Here is a 15,564-nt window from a genome sequence, read left to right on the forward strand (position 1 = left end):
TGCCCGGTGATATACCACAGAGGCGTCACGATGATCTTTGTCTTGGGGTAGTTTCAGCTGATCGACATCCCACGCCCCCGCCCCATATCCCACGACGCAACGCCGCCGCGCATAGTCGCCGCAATCTGCTGCCCCAGCCGCTGCTCGATCACCGGCTTCCACGGCACTAGGCTGAACCCCATGCCGTCATCGAGCATGGCGTAGCGCCCGCTGGCGAGCATGACACTGCGCCGGTAGATGCCAGCCACGCGCTGGCCGTCGGCAACCGGGCGATGCTCCAAGCCAGTTTCGGCGGCAATGTCCTTGGCGGCCTGTGCCAGTTCCCGGTTGCGCAGCGTGCCCAGCAGGTTGCGCGCCAGGATCACGCGCTGCCCACGCCGCTCGGCCAGTCCCTGTTCGGCTAGGAAGTCGGCGCGCTGCTGCATCGCCTGCTTGGCCTCGCCGCCAAAGCCCAGGTCGCCTAAGCCCGAGCCGCCGCCGATCAGTTGTTGGTCGAGCCAGGTAGCGCCGATGACTCGGGCCTGCCGCTCGATGGGCAGATGCGATTTCAGTTCCACGGCCACGCCGCCCAGGCGCTGCGCGTCGTACTTACGGCCACGCTCGGGCAGATCGTCCGGCACCTTCCATAGACCTTCGGCCACGCGCTCCACGATGCCTGCCCGGCGCAAGGCTTCCAGCCGGCGGACGTGAGTTGCCACAACCTCTTGCGGATCGCGGCCGGGCACGGCCTGGCCCTGGGCGATGGCAAGGTGATGGTCAGTGCGGTACAAGCCACCGCTCGCCAGCGCGGCGATGTTCTTGTCGGCTGCGCGCACGTCGACCGATCCTTTCACCTCCACCACGGCGCCGCTCGGGTAGTTCGCCAGCTCGTCGCGAGCATTGAGCGCGACGTAGTGGGCTTTGCCGTCCACGCCGTCGATGACCAGATAGCCCCGGTCGTGCAGTTCGTCGGCCAGCCCCTTGGCGGCCACGCGGCCGAGGATGGTTCGGCCGTCGTCGCCTGGCTCGAACATCGCCAGTTCGCGCGGTTCGCCGCGCATGGCCCGCTGCATGGTGCGGATGATGTCGCCGCGTTCGCCCAGGGAACGCAGCGTCTTCTCGGCATCGGTATGGACGGCCCAGGTGCCGGACTGCACCTCGTCGGCCAGGCCCAGGCGCTGCAAGAGTTGCAGGCGGCCGATCAGCAGCAGGCGCTGGCGTTGCAGCCGCGGTTCGTTGAAGCGTTCGATCTGCACTCGGCCGTTGTCGCCAGCCTCACGCTTCAAGGTGCGATCCAGGCTCGTCCACCGCTCCTGCCCCACCTCGCGCTGCAAGGTCTGCTGGATCTCCAGCTCAGTGCGCGGCCCCAGCCATTCGGTCGCCAGCTCGGACGCGCGATGCCGGAAGCCATTGGCGATGTAGTCGCCCGCGATGATGAGGTCTTTGCCCGTGTCGTCGCGCCCACGCACGATCAGGTGGGTATGCGGGTTGTCGGTGTTCCAGTGATCCACCGCCACCCATTCCAACCGCGTGCCCAGGTCGGCCTCCATGCGCCCCATCAAGTGCCGCGTGTAGGTGCGCAGGTCTTCCAGCTCCGCGCCATCCTCCGGCGAGAGGATGAAGCGGAAGTGATGCCGGTCATCGGCGCAGCATTCCTTGAAAGCGTCGAGGTCGGCGGCATCGGTCTGCGGCCCGTAGGCTTGGCCCGGCTCGCCATCGCGGCCCACGCCATCGCGCTCGATGTAGCGCAGGTGCTTGGCGAGCGATTGCGGGCTGGCCCGCTGCTGGTTGAGCAGCAGCGTCTTGATGGTCACGCGCCGCGACATGGGTGTCAGCTTCGCCCCGGCGAAGCGTGCCGCTGTGTGGCCGCGTCCCAGGCGCGAGCCGGGCCGCTGGCCTGTACCCCTCCCGCCAGGACGACGCACCGACGACTTGCCGCTGCTGGCCTTGCGTGCCTGCTTGAGCACCTTGGAGACGAAGCCCTGGTCGCGGTTCTTCGGAGCGCTGGGGCGGATGCGGAAATCATCGTCGCGGCGGTTGGTCATGGCTGCGCTCTCCGAAAGCTGCGGCGTGTCCGGTCGTGCGAAGCACGCGGACATGCCCGCATCGGCGCGGGCCACGCGCCACAAGCAGCACGGCGGCGAAGCCGCGTCGTGCCGCGCCACCCCCACGTGCAGACTGGCTTTGCGGGCCGACAGGTGCCGCACCCTTTTGTCTTGCCTTCCGCCTTTGCCCCTCGCTGGCGCTCCGGGCAGCGGCGGCCCGGTGGCGCTGCTGCGCGAGCAGCCAGCGCGCCGGCGAACGCGGACACGGCCACAGGCCGGGCGCGTTCGAGGCAAGACGCCTGCACGTTGGACGGCTGCGCCGGAGGCAGCGCGAAGTGCGGTGCCCAATGCGAAGTATTGGCACCCGCACTGCACGCGCGACGACACGGCGACGGCCAGCAGAACGACACGCCCGATAGCACGATGATGCGCAGCGAATCAGCGGCGATCATGGGCGTGACTCCAGCCAGACCGGACGTGCAACGCCGATCACGGCGGCTGCGCTGACCGGCCCGAAATACCGGCTGTCGAACGAAGCCGGATTGGTCACACTTAGCAGGAACAGTTCGTCGGGTTCGAGGCGCTGGCACTGCTGCCAGGACGGCAACGGTCGGCCCCAGCGGTCGGCGGGCAGCACGGTGGCCGAAAGCACGCCGTCGATGCGGACGACGCGACCAGCGATGCACACCTCCTGCGGTGCGACGGCACCCACGCGCTTGAGCAGCGGCACGCGCGCCGGCAGGTAGCCGCGCTGCGCAGCGAGCGCGGCAGCCTCTGCGGGCAGCGACACCAGCACGATGCTGTCCACGGACAATGGGCGTGGCGGCGAGCTGGTGCCGCGACCCAACGGATCGACGCGATACCAGCCCACGGGAACGCTGTCGGACGGGTTGTAGATCAGACGTGGCATTGGATGCACGAAGGACGCCCAGGCCAGCGCAGCGAGGCCGCAGGCGGACAGGCCCGCCAGTACGAGGCGAGCGCGCACGCGGGAGCGAGGATGGGCCGTCATGGCAGCGCCCTCCCAGCCAGCCAGGCGGCGTGCCGCTCGGCGCTGTATTCGGGCAACGCCAAGTGCGCCGCAAGCCGGTTGGCGAGCGTGCGCCAGTACGCAGGCGAAGCGGCGGACGGCGCGATACTCAGCGCCTCGATGGTGTCGATGCGCTCCAGCACGGCGCGCACCTGGTTCTCCCCTTCGGCGTGGAGTAGCAGGCGCGCGCCCGGCTGCACGCCGGGGATACGCTGCGCCGCATCGAGCGGCGTGCAAGCCTGCATCACCATGAGCTGCCAGCGCACGGTGCCGTAGTCGTTGGCCTGCCAGCGGATGCGGCAGAACACGGCGTTCGGCATGAACACGGCGAGACTGCGCCAGCGGTCAAGCCGCTGCGTGCGCGCCGGTTCGCCAAAGCGCAGATAGAGCTTGAAACGGTGCTCCAGGAAGGCCAGCGAAACGCGCGTCAGCGGCGTTGAGGTAGGCCGTGCCGCGTGTGCTGGGAATGGCGGCGACGGTGCAGCCGTGGCCGCGTCAGCGGCAGGCAAAGCGGATGCAGTCATGGTGTGTTCTCCCTGCGGTGTTCTGGAAACTCCCGCTCCAGCAGGCCGCGCAGCAGCTCGGCCACCGTCACGCCTTGCGTGAAGGCCGACACCTTGATGCGCGCCCGCATCGCGGGCGTGATGTCGAGCGTCAGGCGGGCGGTGTAGAGGTCGCCCTTGCCAAGTGCATCGGCGTCGCCCTGGCGAATCCACGCCTCGGCGTGCGGATTCGCCGGTGGACGCGCACCGATGCCGACGCGCTTTGCGCGAGGTGGCGGCTTCGCTGTCATGTCGGCCATCGCAGCAGTTCGTCCACCAGTGCGGTGATTTCGCGGGCGGCGGCGCTGTCCGGCGCCGTCTCGCGTGCCAGCCGGCCAGCAGCCACGCTGTCGGCGAACACGATGCGCTGATGCACTTCCGCGCGCAGCGCAGGAAGCGGCTGGTCGGCCAGCGCGCCGCGTGCCTCGCGCCCGATCACGGTGGTGCTGACGCGCCGATTGATGACGAAGGCTGCGGCGAGTTGCGGCCGAAACACCTGCGCCTCGCGGATCAGCGCCACCATCTCGGCGCTGGCCCACAGGTCGTAGGGGCTGGGCTGCACCGGGATCAGCACGCGATCGGCCGCCAGCAGCGCGGAGCGCGCCAGCGCCGCGATGCGCGGCGGGCCGTCGATGACGACGTGATCGGCCCGCCTGGCGAGTTCTGGTGCCTCTTGGTGCAGCGTTTCGCGTGCAAGGCCCACGGCGCTGAACAGCCGTGGCAAGCCTTGTTGGCTTCTGCGCTGTGTCCAGTCCAGCGATGAACCCTGCGGGTCGGCGTCCAGCAGAACGACGTGCTGGCCGCGCATCGCCAGTTCGCCGGCGATGTGGGTGGCGAGCGTGGTCTTGCCCACGCCGCCTTTCTGGTTGAGCAGCGCGACGATCATGGCCTGGCCCTCCATGCTGGAAAGCCCGGCTGTTGCTGCTGCGCGTTGTGCCGCGTGGTGGTTATCCACCGTGGCACGGCGCTTCTACTACCAGTTAGAGATTTGAAGTTAGGGAAGTTAGAGAGAGCGCAAACTCGCGCCGTTATTGGCTTTGCGGGCGATCCGTACTCCTGATAGCACGAGGGTCGTACTCCCGATAGCACGATGCCCCGTACTCCTGATAGCACGAGCCCGTCCACAACTTGCGCAGCAGTTATCCCCGTGCCGCGAACGGCACGGGCCGAAAGGTCAGCAGCTCGGCACCGTCGTCCGGCATCCGCTCGATGCCCAGGACGTAGCCGGGCATCGACTGCCGCGCGACCAGCGCGCGCAGGTCGTAGGCGAAGTCCGAGAAGCGCGTGGCACTGCCCGATTTCCGATACAGATGCCGGAAATCGAATTGCCAGCCGCCCGGCTGCCGCCCGCCGTGCTTGCGCACCAGGCGGTACAGCCATCGCTCGATGCCGCCCGTGAGCCGGAAATACGCCGGGTCGATAGTCAGCACCAAAGCGGCATCGAGCACGCCCGCATAGAACCAGTCCGGCAGGATCAGCTCGATGCCCAAGGGCGTGCCCTTGGCATCGGCCAGCTCCTTCCATTCGTTGATCCACGAGAAGCGGTGCAGGCGCCGCCCAGTTGTCTCGCGGATGGACGTGGCCACCGTGGTCGATTGCAGGCGATCCAGCGCGGCTTTGAGGCGCTGATAGTCGCGCAGCGATGTACCGCGCCCGATGAAGCGCAGGATCTCGTAGGGCGTGGCTTGCATCAGCCGCGACGGACGCAAGCCCGCGTCGCGTGCTTCCACGATCTGGCTGGCCGCCCAAATGAGCAGGTCGGCGTCCCAGATGGTGGCGATGCCATGCTCCTGCGTACCCTCCACGCGGATCGTGACGTTCCCGGCACGGAAGTTGATCGGAGCCGTGCGCCGTGACTTCGCCAGCGAGAAAAACGGAAAGGCCATCAAGTCCTGGCTGTCGCGCGGCGCCATGTCGCCCGGCAAGGCGCGGAACAGGTCGAGCTGTTCGCGCTCTGGCACGGGCCGCTGCCGGGACGGCAGCGCAGGGCTGGACATGGCGAAGGCCACCCGCGCGCCAGCGATCAGCGCGCACGGCTGTCCGCCGCGTGGTGCTCGGCGTATTCGGGGTCGGAAGTCGTCTCGAAGCTGCGGTCGGCGGCCCAGGCATCGAGGTCGGCCACGGCGTACATGACGCGCCGGCCGAACTTGCGAAAACGCGGGCCGCCGCCGATCACGCGCTGCTTTTCCAGCGTGCGCGGCGACAGCCGCAGGTACTCGGCGGCTTCGTCGTTGGTGAGATAGCGTTGGGGTTGCGCGGCAGTGGTCGAGACAGCGGCGGCAGGCCGCAAGGGAGCGGGACGCATGGTGTGAACCTCCATCGGTTGAAAGCGCCCGGCCACACAGCGCGACCGGATGGAGGCAGTCTCAGAAAACCAAGCTGTCCTGCTCAGGGCCGTTTTGCATCGTCCTCAAAACGACCCTTCTCAGGCGGCGGAAGTTGTGCTAGTCGGCGATAGCCGCCGCGCATCAATTCATCGCCACGCCTTACCAGGCGGCGCACCTTCGAGCGCAGCCCGCCGTCGCTGTACCAATCGGCCACGGCGTCCACGCCGAACAAGCCTTCGCCGACCTCGCGCAAGGACGCGTCTGCCAAGGTCGCGTCGAGCGCCTGCAGGGTATGCAGTTCCAGCAGCGCGGAAGATGTTGGCCTGGGCTTGGCATCGACCAGGGCCGCACCGGGTGCTTGGCTGCGCGCAGGCGCTGCAGCACCGCTGCGGTGGGCATAGGCGACAGCCATGCCGTCTTCCAGCCCAGGCGCGAGCGCGTAGCGCAGGCAATGGCCTGGGCTGCGCGCGATCAACGCCAGCCCTTTGCCGTCGTGGAGCAACTGCTTGTGGCCGGGGATGCGCCAGAACGCGAAAGCGGCGGCATCCTGCGGCGGATCAGCGTCGGGGTAGAGCTGCACCACGGCAGCATGACCAGGCAGCCAAGCTGGATGCGCGTCACGCGCATCCAGTGCCGGGTCTTCCAGCAGGCGCAAACCCCAGCGATGCGCCGCATCAGGCCGGCGATGACGGCGCAGCCAGTCGCGCCGGTAGTCGGGATGCCTGCGCAGGTACTCCCAAGCGAGCGCGAGCGCATCCAGCCAAAAAACATACAGGTATGCGGCAGTGGGATACCAATGCGCGACGTGATGAGGATCGACCATGACGCTGGCTCCTGTCGAAGATCAGGAACGTCGCCACGGGCGTTCAACACGGGGCTATCGCAAGCGGTCAGTTGCCATCAGAATCAAGGCGAGCTGTAACATTGGGTGTCAAGACCGATAGGCTCTGGTGCATTGCGAAATCCGTTCGGATGCGACGGCCACGCAAGCCCAAAACGCCACGCGGCAGAAACCACCGTGCCGCATGCCGCAGGAAAGATCGTGACTGTTTCAGTCACGAATATGCAGGCTGGATGCAGAGTGCGGATTCAGACCGGACAGGTCTGGAGCAAGACCGAAATAGTCTCAATGCGCCCGGCTTGGCCGTGGCGCGAACGGTTCAATCGACAATGGAACCGTTCTCCTGCGCCAGCCGCTGGTATTCCGACAGCGGGCGCACCGCCTGGAAATACAGATCCCGCATCACAGGCTGTTTATTCGGCCCGACGATGGACGCGAGGTCAGAGAGTTTCACCGTCCCCAGCTCGGGCATGCTGATTCCCAGGTCGATCAGGCCATAGGTCGTATCGCCGTCGGCGGGATCGAGCGAGGTCAGCAGCCAGGTGGCGTGTGCGTCGGGAGTGAACAGCCGCACGACCGGTAACGGGTCGTGCGCTTCGCCGGCGGCGGCTCGCCGTCCGTTCTCCAGCAGCGCGGCGCGTTGCGCATCGGTGACGAGGGGAGCGTTCATCGCGATGCTCCTGTTCCAACATGGCATGTCGGTTTTGCGTTTTCCCACCGAAGCGCGGATGCGTATTTCATCCAAACCGTGGAAGCACGAAAGCGCAAAAGCGGCATTGTAGAAATCTGCAAAGACACGGTGGCGGTTTTCCGGTTCCGGCGGAATCCGCAGAAGCGGATTTCCGTAAAAGCACGAATCCAAGCCAGCGGCATGAGTTAAAGATAACGTGGTTTTAATTGTGCTGCGACTTGACGCTTCTGTCCATGCAGAAGCGATCCATCCAGCGCGGCCGACCGACGGGCGCCACCACGTTCGACGCCGAGTTGGCGCAAGCCTTCGGCGCGGCGGTGCGTGCGCTGCGGACGGAGCGCGGGATCGCGCAGGAATCGCTCGCGCACCTGGCCGGCATCGAGCGTTCGCACATGGGCAAGGTCGAGCGTGGCGAGCACATGCCCACGCTGGCGATCATCTTCAAGATCGCCAGTGCGCTCGAATGCAGTACGGCGGTGCTGATGAGTGCGACGGAAGGCCAGCTCGCGGCGATCGGGTCGTAGAACCGCGAGGGGGCGCCCCGCCGCGACGGACGGGGCGCTGCGGCGGTCACGCCGCCTGGGGCTTGCTGCGCGACCAGATCAGGTCGTGCGTGCCGTTCTCGCCTTCGATCAGGCGGGCATAGACCGGGGCCGGGAACGAAGGATCGTCGAGGGTCACGGACTTGTATTCCCGCCCGGCCTCGCTGGTCTTGTTCCATGCCGCGCCGATGTCGTGGCTGGCGGCCTGGAGGCGGAAGTCCGGGGCATTCTCGCTGCTGCCCTTGTCGTTGGGAACCAGCTTGACCTTGACGTTGAGCGTCAGAGTGCGAAGCGTGCCGGTGAAGCCGTCTTTCTCTGCGGTGAAGGTGCCGATGTTGGCCATGATGTTTTCTCCGTTCGGTTGAACAAGGTTCGCGCCCATCGCGTCCTTGTTGTGATCTGGTCGGCGGTGGACGGGCGGGCTGCACCGCTTGCGGTCGAAACGCAGTGGAGAACCGGAAGGCGAAAAGAATTTGGCCCGCGAGGAATGCGCCGAACGCAGTGACAAAGCAGGGGAAATTGTTTTCGTCGGACGGTTGCAGCCATGAAGCCCGAGGCGCAGCCGCGCCCCTGCCAGGATTCACAACAACACAAGGACGCCTTGGGCCGAACCACCCCCATCCAAAAGGAGACAGGGCCGGCTCGGCATCCCCGCCCGAAGGCTGCACCGGCTCGTCCCCTGACGCGGGCCAGGTCAATCCCCCGACGATAGGCGAGAACGCCCCCGCCGCACCTTGCGGCGCCGGTCTTGAGGCGTGGCGTGGAAGCTCCATAGCGATGCCGGGCGGGATGTCCGTGAACCGTCCTTCGTGACGTGATGGGTGAGAACCGCCAGCGTTGAGGACGGCACGCACCTGCACAACCTGCCGCAGCGAGCGCCAGCGTGTTCGCCAGCGCCCCGCCCATCGCAGCGGGGCGCTGGCCGGGCCGATCCAGCGCAGCCGGTTCGGCCGCATCGAGGGGTGCCAAGCCGTGCGCGGCGGGGATAGCCCGCAGGGCTTTCCCCTGGAAGCAAACGCAGTGCGCAGCGCCGCAGGCGCGAAGGCGTGAGCAACTGTCTTGAAAGTCAAGCCACGCAGGCTTGATCCAGCATAAGCGGCATTGCCATTGATTCAATAATTGATGTATTATTGAATAATGAATGAAGCCCAAGCCGTTTCCGCCCTCGGTGCCCTGGCCCATGCCCAGCGCCTGCGCGTGTTCCGATCCCTAGTCGTCGCCGGCCCCGAAGGGCTCACGCCCAGCGTTCTGGCCGATCAGCTCGACGTGGCCCGCAACGCGCTGTCCTTCCACCTGAAGGAACTGGCTCATGCTGGCCTCGTCACCATCGAACAGCAAGGCCGCAACCTGATCTACCGCGCCGACTTCAGCCAGATGAATGGGCTGCTCGGCTACCTGACCGAGCACTGCTGCCAAGGCAGCACGTGCGAGGTCAGTGATTCCTCCTCTGCCTGTACCTCCTGCTGAAAGGATCTCCCCATGAAGCGCTTCCACGTCCACCTGCACGTCGATGACCTGAACCGCAGCATCGGCTTCTATTCCCAACTGTTCGCCGCGCAGCCCGCGCGCGTCGAAAGCGACTACGCCAAATGGATGCTCGAAGACCCGCCGGTCAACTTCGCCATCTCCACACGTGGCAACAAGCCGGGCATTGACCACCTGGGTATCCAGACCGACGATGCCGAGGAATTGGCGGTGCTGAAGGCCCGCGCCGAGGCGGCCGACATGACGCTGCTGGACGAGGGCACCACGACCTGCTGCTACGCGCGCAGCGAGAAGCACTGGATCACCGACCCGCAGGGCGTGGCCTGGGAGCACTTTCACACGCTGGGCAATATTCCGGTCTTTAACGAAGCGGCGCCTGCAGCGACTTCCGCCGCAGCGTGCTGTACCCCGGTGCGCGGCAAGCCGATGGGCGTTGCGGTGAAGCCGGCCTCCTCCTGCTGCTGATGTGAGATACCCATGACCACCGACAAGATCTACAGCGCCCTGTTCATCTGCACGGGTAACTCGGCTCGCTCCATCCTGGCCGAAGGCATCCTCAATGAATTGGGCCAGGGGCGCTTTCGCGCCTACTCGGCGGGCAGCCACCCCAAGGGCGAAGTCCACCCACTGGCGCTCGCCACGCTGGAGCGGCTGCACATGCCGACCGCTGGCTACCGCAGCAAGAACTGGGATGAGTTCGCGGCGCCCGGTGCACCGGAGCTGGATTTCATATTCACGGTCTGCGACAACGCCGCCGGCGAGGTCTGCCCGGTGTGGCCGGGACGGCCAATGTCGGCGCATTGGGGCGTTCCTGACCCCGCAGCCGTCAAAGGCACCGATGAGCAGAAGCGCAAGGCATTCACGGATGCGGCGCTGACGCTGCGCCGACGCATCGAGCTGTTCCTGTCGCTGCCGCTGCAGCGGCTGGACGCCATGTCGTTGCAGCATGAGCTGCGCAATATCGGTACGAAGTGAGGCCGGGGCAATGAATGCAATCCCTGAAGCGCTGCGGCCTGAACAAGCGCCGCAGCCCATGAGCCTCTTCGAGCGCTACCTGACGCTGTGGGTGTTCCTGTGCATCGTGCTGGGCGTGGCCCTGGGCCAGTTCGCACCCGGCGTGTTCCAGGCCATCGGCCGCCTCGAGGTCGCGCAGGTCAACCTGCCGGTGGGCCTGTTGATCTGGGTCATGGTCATTCCCATGCTGCTCAAGGTGGACTTCGGTGCGCTGGGCCAGGTCAGGCAGCATTGGCGCGGCATTGGCGTGACGCTGTTCATCAACTGGGCCGTCAAGCCGTTTTCGATGGCGCTGCTGGCCTGGATCTTCGTGCGCCAGATCTTCGCCCAGTGGCTGCCGGCCGACCAGCTCGACAGCTATGTTGCCGGCCTGATCCTGCTGGCCGCCGCGCCCTGCACGGCCATGGTCTTCGTCTGGAGCCGGCTGACCGGCGGCGACCCGGCGTTCACGCTGTCGCAGGTGGCGCTGAACGACACCATCATGGTCTTCGCCTTTGCGCCCATCGTCGGCCTGCTGCTGGGCCTGTCGTCCATCAGCGTGCCCTGGAGCACGCTGATGGTGTCGGTGCTGCTCTACATCGTGATCCCGGTCATCCTCGCGCAACTCTGGCGCCGCGCGCTGCTGCGCCAGGGCCAGGCCGCCTTCGATGCCGCGCTGGCCCGCATCGGCCCGCTGTCCATGGCCGCGCTGCTGCTCACGCTGGTGCTGCTGTTCGCCTTCCAGGGCGAGGCCATCCTGCGCCAACCGCTGGTGATCGCCATGCTGGCCGTGCCCATCCTGATCCAGGTGCTGTTCAACTCGGGGCTGGCCTACTGGCTCAACCGCCAGGTGGGCGAGCAGCACCGCATCGCCTGCCCGTCGGCACTGATCGGCGCTTCCAATTTCTTCGAATTGGCGGTGGCCGCCGCCATCAGCCTGTTCGGCTTCCAGTCCGGCGCGGCGCTGGCCACCGTGGTCGGCGTGCTGATCGAGGTACCCGTGATGCTGCTGGTCGTGCGCGTGGTCAACCGCTCGCGCGGCTGGTACGAATGCGGCCCGAACCCTTCCTCCCGCTAACCCAGGCAAGCCACCATGAGCAACATCACCATCTACCACAACCCCGCCTGCGGCACGTCGCGCAACGTGCTGGCCCTGATCCGCAACAGCGGCGAGGAGCCCACGGTCATCGAGTACCTGAAGACGCCGCCCGACCGGGCGACGCTGACGGCACTGATCGCCGCGATGGGCGTATCGGCGCGCGCCGTGCTGCGCGAGAAAGGCACGCCCTATGCCGAGCTGGGCCTGGATGACCCGCAGTGGAGCGACGTGCAGTTGATCGACTTCATGCTCCAGCACCCCGTCCTCATCAACCGGCCCATCGTGGTCACGCCGCTGGGCACGCGCCTGTGCCGGCCATCGGAGGCCGTGCTGGACATCTTGCCGCAGCCGCAGCGCGGCGCGTTCAACAAAGAGGATGGTGAGGCCGTGGTGGATGCTGAGGGTCGCAAGGTCTAAATACCTCTGCGTGCGCAGTCGGGTGATCTGAAGCTGATATTATCGAATTTCGTTATCGATATTCGATATGAAAGAACAATCGACACCGCGCGCTATGGAGCACCACGACTTGCTGTCGGGACTGATCCGCCTGCATGTGCTGCACCACGCGGCCGAGCAGGAGATCTACGGGCAATGGATGATCGACGAGCTGGCCCACCACGGCTACCGCCTCTCTCCCGGAACGCTGTACCCGATGTTGCACAAGATGGAGCGCGACGGCTACCTCGTCTCCCGCCAGGAGCGTGAAGGGCGCACCGTGCGCAAGCTCTACACGATCACGCCCAAGGGCAAGGAAGGCTTGGCACTGGCCAAGGAACGCATCCGGGAGTTCACCGGGGAGGCGATGCACAAATGACAGATTCAACCAACACCTTGCAGCATGAGTCCGCAGCCGCGCGCGGCTCACCCGTCGAAGTCTTCGGCGCCTTTCTCAAGCTGGGGCTGACCTCCTTCGGCGGGCCGATCGCGCACCTGGGCTATTTCCGCTCGGAGTTCGTCGAGCGTCGCCGCTGGCTGGATGACCGCAGCTACTCCGATCTGGTCGCCCTGTGCCAGTTCCTGCCGGGGCCGGCCAGCAGCCAGGTCGGTATGGCGCTGGGGTTGGGCCGCGCGGGCTGGCTGGGGCTGCTGGCGGCCTGGGCCGGATTCACCTTGCCATCGGCGATTGCGCTGATCCTGTTCGCCTTTGGCATCGCCGAGTACCAGGGGCTGGCCCAGTCCGGCTGGGTGCACGGGCTCAAGGTCGTCGCCGTGGCCATCGTGGCGCAAGCGGTCTGGGGGATGGCCAAGTCGTTGTGCCCGGACCGGCCGCGCGCCGCGCTGGCCATTCTGGCGGCGCTGCTGACCATGGTCCTGCCCTCGGCCGCGGGACAGCTTGCCGCCATCGCGGTGGCTGGGCTGCTGGGCTGGTGGACATTGAAGATCGCGCAACCCGGCGGCGGCCACGCCCACAGCTACCCCGTCTCGCGCAAGCTGGGCATCGTGGCGCTGCTGCTGTTTGCCGCACCGCTCGTCGGGCTGCCCCTGTGGGCGGCAGCCACGGACTCGTCCACGATAGCCCTGCTGGAAGGGGTGTACCGCTCCGGTGCACTGGTCTTCGGCGGTGGACACGTTGTGCTGCCGCTGCTGCAGGCCTCGGTGGTGCCCAGCGGCGTCGTGAGCAATGCCGACTTCCTGGCCGGCTACGGTGCGGCGCAGGCCGTGCCGGGGCCGCTGTTCACTTTCTCGGCCTACCTCGGCGCGGTCGCCCACGGACCGCTGCATGGCTGGATCGGCGGGCTGGCACTCCTGGGCACGATCTTCCTCCCCGCTTTTTTCATGCTGGTCGGTGCACTGCCGTTCTGGGAAGTGCTGCGCCACCGCGCGGGCATCCAGACGGCCATGGCCGGCATCAACGCCGGCGTGGTCGGTATTCTGGTGTCCGCCCTCTATGACCCGGTATGGACGAGTGCCATCCACAGCAAGGCGGATTTTGGGCTGGCGCTGCTCTCGTTCGGGCTGCTGACGGTGGGACGCGTGCCGCCAGCGCTCGTGGTGCTGCTGGCCGGGCTGGCGGGCTGGGTCATGGCGATGGGTATCTGAAGCCCATTCGCCGGCGCAGCGGCCGGCCGGACATGGGGACACTCTCCAGCAATTTCAGGCCTGTGCAAGCTGGTCATTCCATGGCCGCCCGCTTTTGACCATGGCATTCAGGATAATCAGCAGCTTGCGCATGCAGGCCACGATGGCCACCTTCTTCGGCTTGCCTGCCGCCAGCAGACGCTCATAGCAACGCCGTATCACGGCGTTGTGACGCATGGCGACGATGGCGGCCATGTACAAAGCGCTCCTGACCGCGGCACGTCCGCCGCAGATGAAGCGTTTGCCGCGGGCCTGGCCCGAGTCCCGGTTCATCGGAGCGACGCCTACCAGCGCAGAGATCTGCCTGGCCTTGAGCCGGCCAAGCTCTGGCAGCTCGGACATCAGCGTCGCAGCCGTTGCCGGACCAACCCCTTTGACGCTCTTGAGCAAGGCGGCCAGATCGGGCTGATGGTACGCCAAGTGTTCCGCAATCCTCCGATCCAGCGCTTCAAGCTGTCTCGACAGCACATCCATCAGTTCCACAATGTCCTGCACCACCTCGGCATGCGCCATGTGCTTGCGCTGGCGCTCACTGACCAGAAGGCGCACCAGTTGCCGGCGTCGAAGCACCAGTGCATGAAGGTATTGCTGCGCCTGGTCTGGCATCGGCTTGATGAAGCGGTCTCGATCCGGCCGCAGATTCAGCACCTGGGCCAGCTCAGCCAGCATGCGGGCATCCACGCTGTCGGTCTTGACTAGGCGCCCCATGGCCTTGGCGAAGTCCCGTGCCTGCCGAGGGTTGATGACGACGACAGCGAATCCCGCAGCTTGAAGTGCGCAGGCGCAGGCCAGTTGGTACTGTCCGGTCGCCTCCATCACGATCAGCGAGACCTGATGGTTTTTCAGCTCTTCGATCAACGCTTGATGCCCGGCACCATCGTTGCTGAATATGGCCGTAGGCTGCTCGTGCCCCATGGCTACATCCATGGTCTTCTTGGAGATGTCGATACCGACTGCAATTTGATTGGCCATGATCCCTGCGTCCCTTCCTTGCAAATGCGAACGGCGTTCACGCAACTGTTCGGGCTTTCAGAGATCGGGCGCATGCATGCGCCCAAGACTCACGCACGGGCTCCATGGGCACCGAGGGATGACGGGCTACATGCTGCGGCCAACCCCGAACCCTGACAGGTCCGGGCGTGACGGCACTGCCGGACACGCACTTCAAAGATACAAGGGATTGAAGCCGAATGGCCGTGACAGCGAAGTCGGCACGGGGCGTAGCCCGAAAGCCCGGCGGAGCATCGCGCCGACACGCCCAGGCCGTTCTATATTTTCAGGAAGGAACCCAAGACAAGCCCATGACTCTCCAGCTCCGACACGAAACCCCGGACGATATTTCCGCCATCGAGGCCATCACGGTCGCCGCCTTTGCCGATGCACCACACACCAGTCACACCGAGCAATTCATCGTGCGCGCACTGCGCGCTGCCAACGAACTGACGCTATCCATCGTGGCCGAAGAACACGGCCAGATCAGCGGCCATGTAGCCCTGTCACCCGTGACCATCACCGACGGCCACGGCCACGGCCGCAAGGCTAAGGACTGGTACGGCTTGGGGCCGATCTCCGTCCTGCCGCAAAGGCAAGGGCACGGCATCGGCTCGCGCCTGATGGAACAGGCGCTGTCTGAACTGCGTGACATGCAGGCCGCGGGCTGCGTGCTGCTGGGCGACCCCGCGTATTACGCGCGTTTTGGTTTTCAGGCCCGTGCGGGCCTGCAACTGCAGGGCGTGCCGCCCGGCTACTTCATGGCACTGGCCTTCGATGGGCCGGTGCCCGAAGGCATCGCGCACTACAGCGATGCTTTCAACGCCGCCGCCTGAGCCAGCGCGAAGGCGGCGGCGTTCTGAATCGGCTGCTGGCCTTGAACACCGCGCGCGGCCACTACCGCGACCGGATTTGCATTTC

20 protein-coding genes are annotated in these 15,564 nt (G+C 66.3%); 9 read left to right on the top strand and 11 right to left on the bottom strand.

The genetic code is table 11. The annotated features are described in order from the left end of the window. Positions 1-53: 53 nt before the first annotated feature. The 9 genes from K420_RS0107795 to K420_RS0107835 all read right to left on the bottom strand — a co-directional run bounded on the left by K420_RS0107795 (position 54) and on the right by K420_RS0107835 (position 7,434). The gene (locus tag K420_RS0107795; protein WP_010792652.1) at positions 54-2,024 is read right to left on the bottom strand and encodes a relaxase/mobilization nuclease domain-containing protein; all 1,971 of its coding nucleotides are present in this window, start codon (positions 2,022-2,024) and stop codon (positions 54-56) included. A gap of 448 nt (positions 2,025-2,472) precedes the next feature. Then, on the bottom strand, positions 2,473-3,036 hold the full coding sequence (locus K420_RS0107800) for a S26 family signal peptidase (protein ID WP_010792651.1): 564 nt from the start codon (positions 3,034-3,036) through the stop codon (positions 2,473-2,475). Continuing rightward, entirely contained in the window at positions 3,033-3,578 is a 546-nt protein-coding gene (locus K420_RS0107805; RefSeq protein ID WP_010792650.1) for a DUF2840 domain-containing protein, read from the bottom strand. Before K420_RS0107805 ends, K420_RS0107800 begins: the two co-directional genes overlap by 4 nt. Beyond that, positions 3,575-3,847 carry a hypothetical protein gene (locus K420_RS0107810; protein ID WP_027457575.1) on the bottom strand — a complete coding sequence of 91 codons (273 nt, stop codon included), beginning with the start codon at positions 3,845-3,847 and terminating at the stop codon, positions 3,575-3,577. The genes K420_RS0107805 and K420_RS0107810 overlap by 4 nt, the downstream gene beginning before the upstream one ends. Beyond that, positions 3,844-4,482, bottom strand: coding sequence for a ParA family partition ATPase (parA, locus tag K420_RS0107815; RefSeq protein ID WP_010792648.1), 639 nt, complete (start codon positions 4,480-4,482; stop codon positions 3,844-3,846). The genes K420_RS0107810 and parA overlap by 4 nt, the downstream gene beginning before the upstream one ends. Positions 4,483-4,735: 253 nt before the next feature. After that, positions 4,736-5,593: a replication initiator protein A gene (locus K420_RS0107820; protein ID WP_010792647.1), complete on the bottom strand. Its 858-nt coding sequence runs from the start codon at positions 5,591-5,593 to the stop codon at positions 4,736-4,738. A gap of 26 nt (positions 5,594-5,619) precedes the next feature. Then, on the bottom strand, positions 5,620-5,901 hold the full coding sequence (locus K420_RS0107825) for a helix-turn-helix transcriptional regulator (protein WP_010792646.1): 282 nt from the start codon (positions 5,899-5,901) through the stop codon (positions 5,620-5,622). 83 nt (positions 5,902-5,984) lie between these two features. Next, on the bottom strand, positions 5,985-6,746 hold the full coding sequence (locus K420_RS0107830) for a DUF2285 domain-containing protein (protein WP_010792645.1): 762 nt from the start codon (positions 6,744-6,746) through the stop codon (positions 5,985-5,987). A gap of 337 nt (positions 6,747-7,083) precedes the next feature. Further along, positions 7,084-7,434, bottom strand: coding sequence for a DUF2958 domain-containing protein (locus K420_RS0107835; RefSeq protein WP_027457576.1), 351 nt, complete (start codon positions 7,432-7,434; stop codon positions 7,084-7,086). Between the two features lie 254 nt (positions 7,435-7,688). Here K420_RS0107835 and K420_RS0107840 point away from each other — a divergent pair, with 254 nt between their 5' ends. Then, positions 7,689-7,979, top strand: coding sequence for a helix-turn-helix domain-containing protein (locus tag K420_RS0107840; protein WP_010792643.1), 291 nt, complete (start codon positions 7,689-7,691; stop codon positions 7,977-7,979). Positions 7,980-8,025: 46 nt separating this feature from the next. On the opposite strand, the gene K420_RS0107845 is transcribed toward K420_RS0107840, so the two are convergent. Continuing rightward, positions 8,026-8,340, bottom strand: a complete 315-nt coding sequence (locus K420_RS0107845; protein WP_010792642.1) for a DUF736 domain-containing protein — start codon at positions 8,338-8,340, stop codon at positions 8,026-8,028. Positions 8,341-9,134: 794 nt separating this feature from the next. Here K420_RS0107845 and K420_RS0107850 point away from each other — a divergent pair. The 7 genes from K420_RS0107850 to chrA all read left to right on the top strand — a co-directional run bounded on the left by K420_RS0107850 (position 9,135) and on the right by chrA (position 13,614). Continuing rightward, positions 9,135-9,464, top strand: coding sequence for an ArsR/SmtB family transcription factor (locus K420_RS0107850; RefSeq protein ID WP_027457577.1), 330 nt, complete (start codon positions 9,135-9,137; stop codon positions 9,462-9,464). 12 nt (positions 9,465-9,476) lie between these two features. Further along, complete coding sequence (locus K420_RS0107855; protein ID WP_027457578.1) at positions 9,477-9,947, top strand: ArsI/CadI family heavy metal resistance metalloenzyme; 471 nt, start codon at positions 9,477-9,479, stop codon at positions 9,945-9,947. Positions 9,948-9,959: 12 nt separating this feature from the next. Further along, positions 9,960-10,457 carry an arsenate reductase ArsC gene (locus K420_RS0107860; RefSeq protein WP_027457579.1) on the top strand — a complete coding sequence of 166 codons (498 nt, stop codon included), beginning with the start codon at positions 9,960-9,962 and terminating at the stop codon, positions 10,455-10,457. A gap of 58 nt (positions 10,458-10,515) precedes the next feature. Then, positions 10,516-11,553: an ACR3 family arsenite efflux transporter gene (gene arsB, locus K420_RS0107865; protein ID WP_201268052.1), complete on the top strand. Its 1,038-nt coding sequence runs from the start codon at positions 10,516-10,518 to the stop codon at positions 11,551-11,553. A gap of 15 nt (positions 11,554-11,568) precedes the next feature. Continuing rightward, the gene (arsC, locus tag K420_RS0107870; protein ID WP_027457581.1) at positions 11,569-11,991 is read left to right on the top strand and encodes an arsenate reductase (glutaredoxin); all 423 of its coding nucleotides are present in this window, start codon (positions 11,569-11,571) and stop codon (positions 11,989-11,991) included. A gap of 67 nt (positions 11,992-12,058) precedes the next feature. Continuing rightward, positions 12,059-12,388 (top strand): PadR family transcriptional regulator, encoded by a 330-nt coding sequence (locus K420_RS0107875; protein WP_223277441.1) that lies wholly within the window; start codon positions 12,059-12,061, stop codon positions 12,386-12,388. Then, a complete protein-coding gene (gene chrA / locus K420_RS0107880; protein ID WP_027457583.1) occupies positions 12,385-13,614 on the top strand; it encodes a chromate efflux transporter in 1,230 nt (409 codons plus the stop codon). Before K420_RS0107875 ends, chrA begins: the two co-directional genes overlap by 4 nt. Positions 13,615-13,668: 54 nt before the next feature. On the opposite strand, the gene K420_RS0107885 is transcribed toward chrA, so the two are convergent. Beyond that, positions 13,669-14,625: an IS110 family transposase gene (locus K420_RS0107885; protein ID WP_027457584.1), complete on the bottom strand. Its 957-nt coding sequence runs from the start codon at positions 14,623-14,625 to the stop codon at positions 13,669-13,671. A gap of 329 nt (positions 14,626-14,954) precedes the next feature. Between K420_RS0107885 and K420_RS0107890 the strand changes: the two genes are divergently transcribed. Continuing rightward, the gene (locus K420_RS0107890) at positions 14,955-15,479 is read left to right on the top strand and encodes a GNAT family N-acetyltransferase (RefSeq protein ID WP_010792641.1); all 525 of its coding nucleotides are present in this window, start codon (positions 14,955-14,957) and stop codon (positions 15,477-15,479) included. Positions 15,480-15,564: the final 85 nt, after the last annotated feature.

The organism is Dechloromonas agitata is5, assembly GCF_000519045.1.
GTDB classification, from domain to species: domain Bacteria; phylum Pseudomonadota; class Gammaproteobacteria; order Burkholderiales; family Rhodocyclaceae; genus Azonexus; species Azonexus agitatus.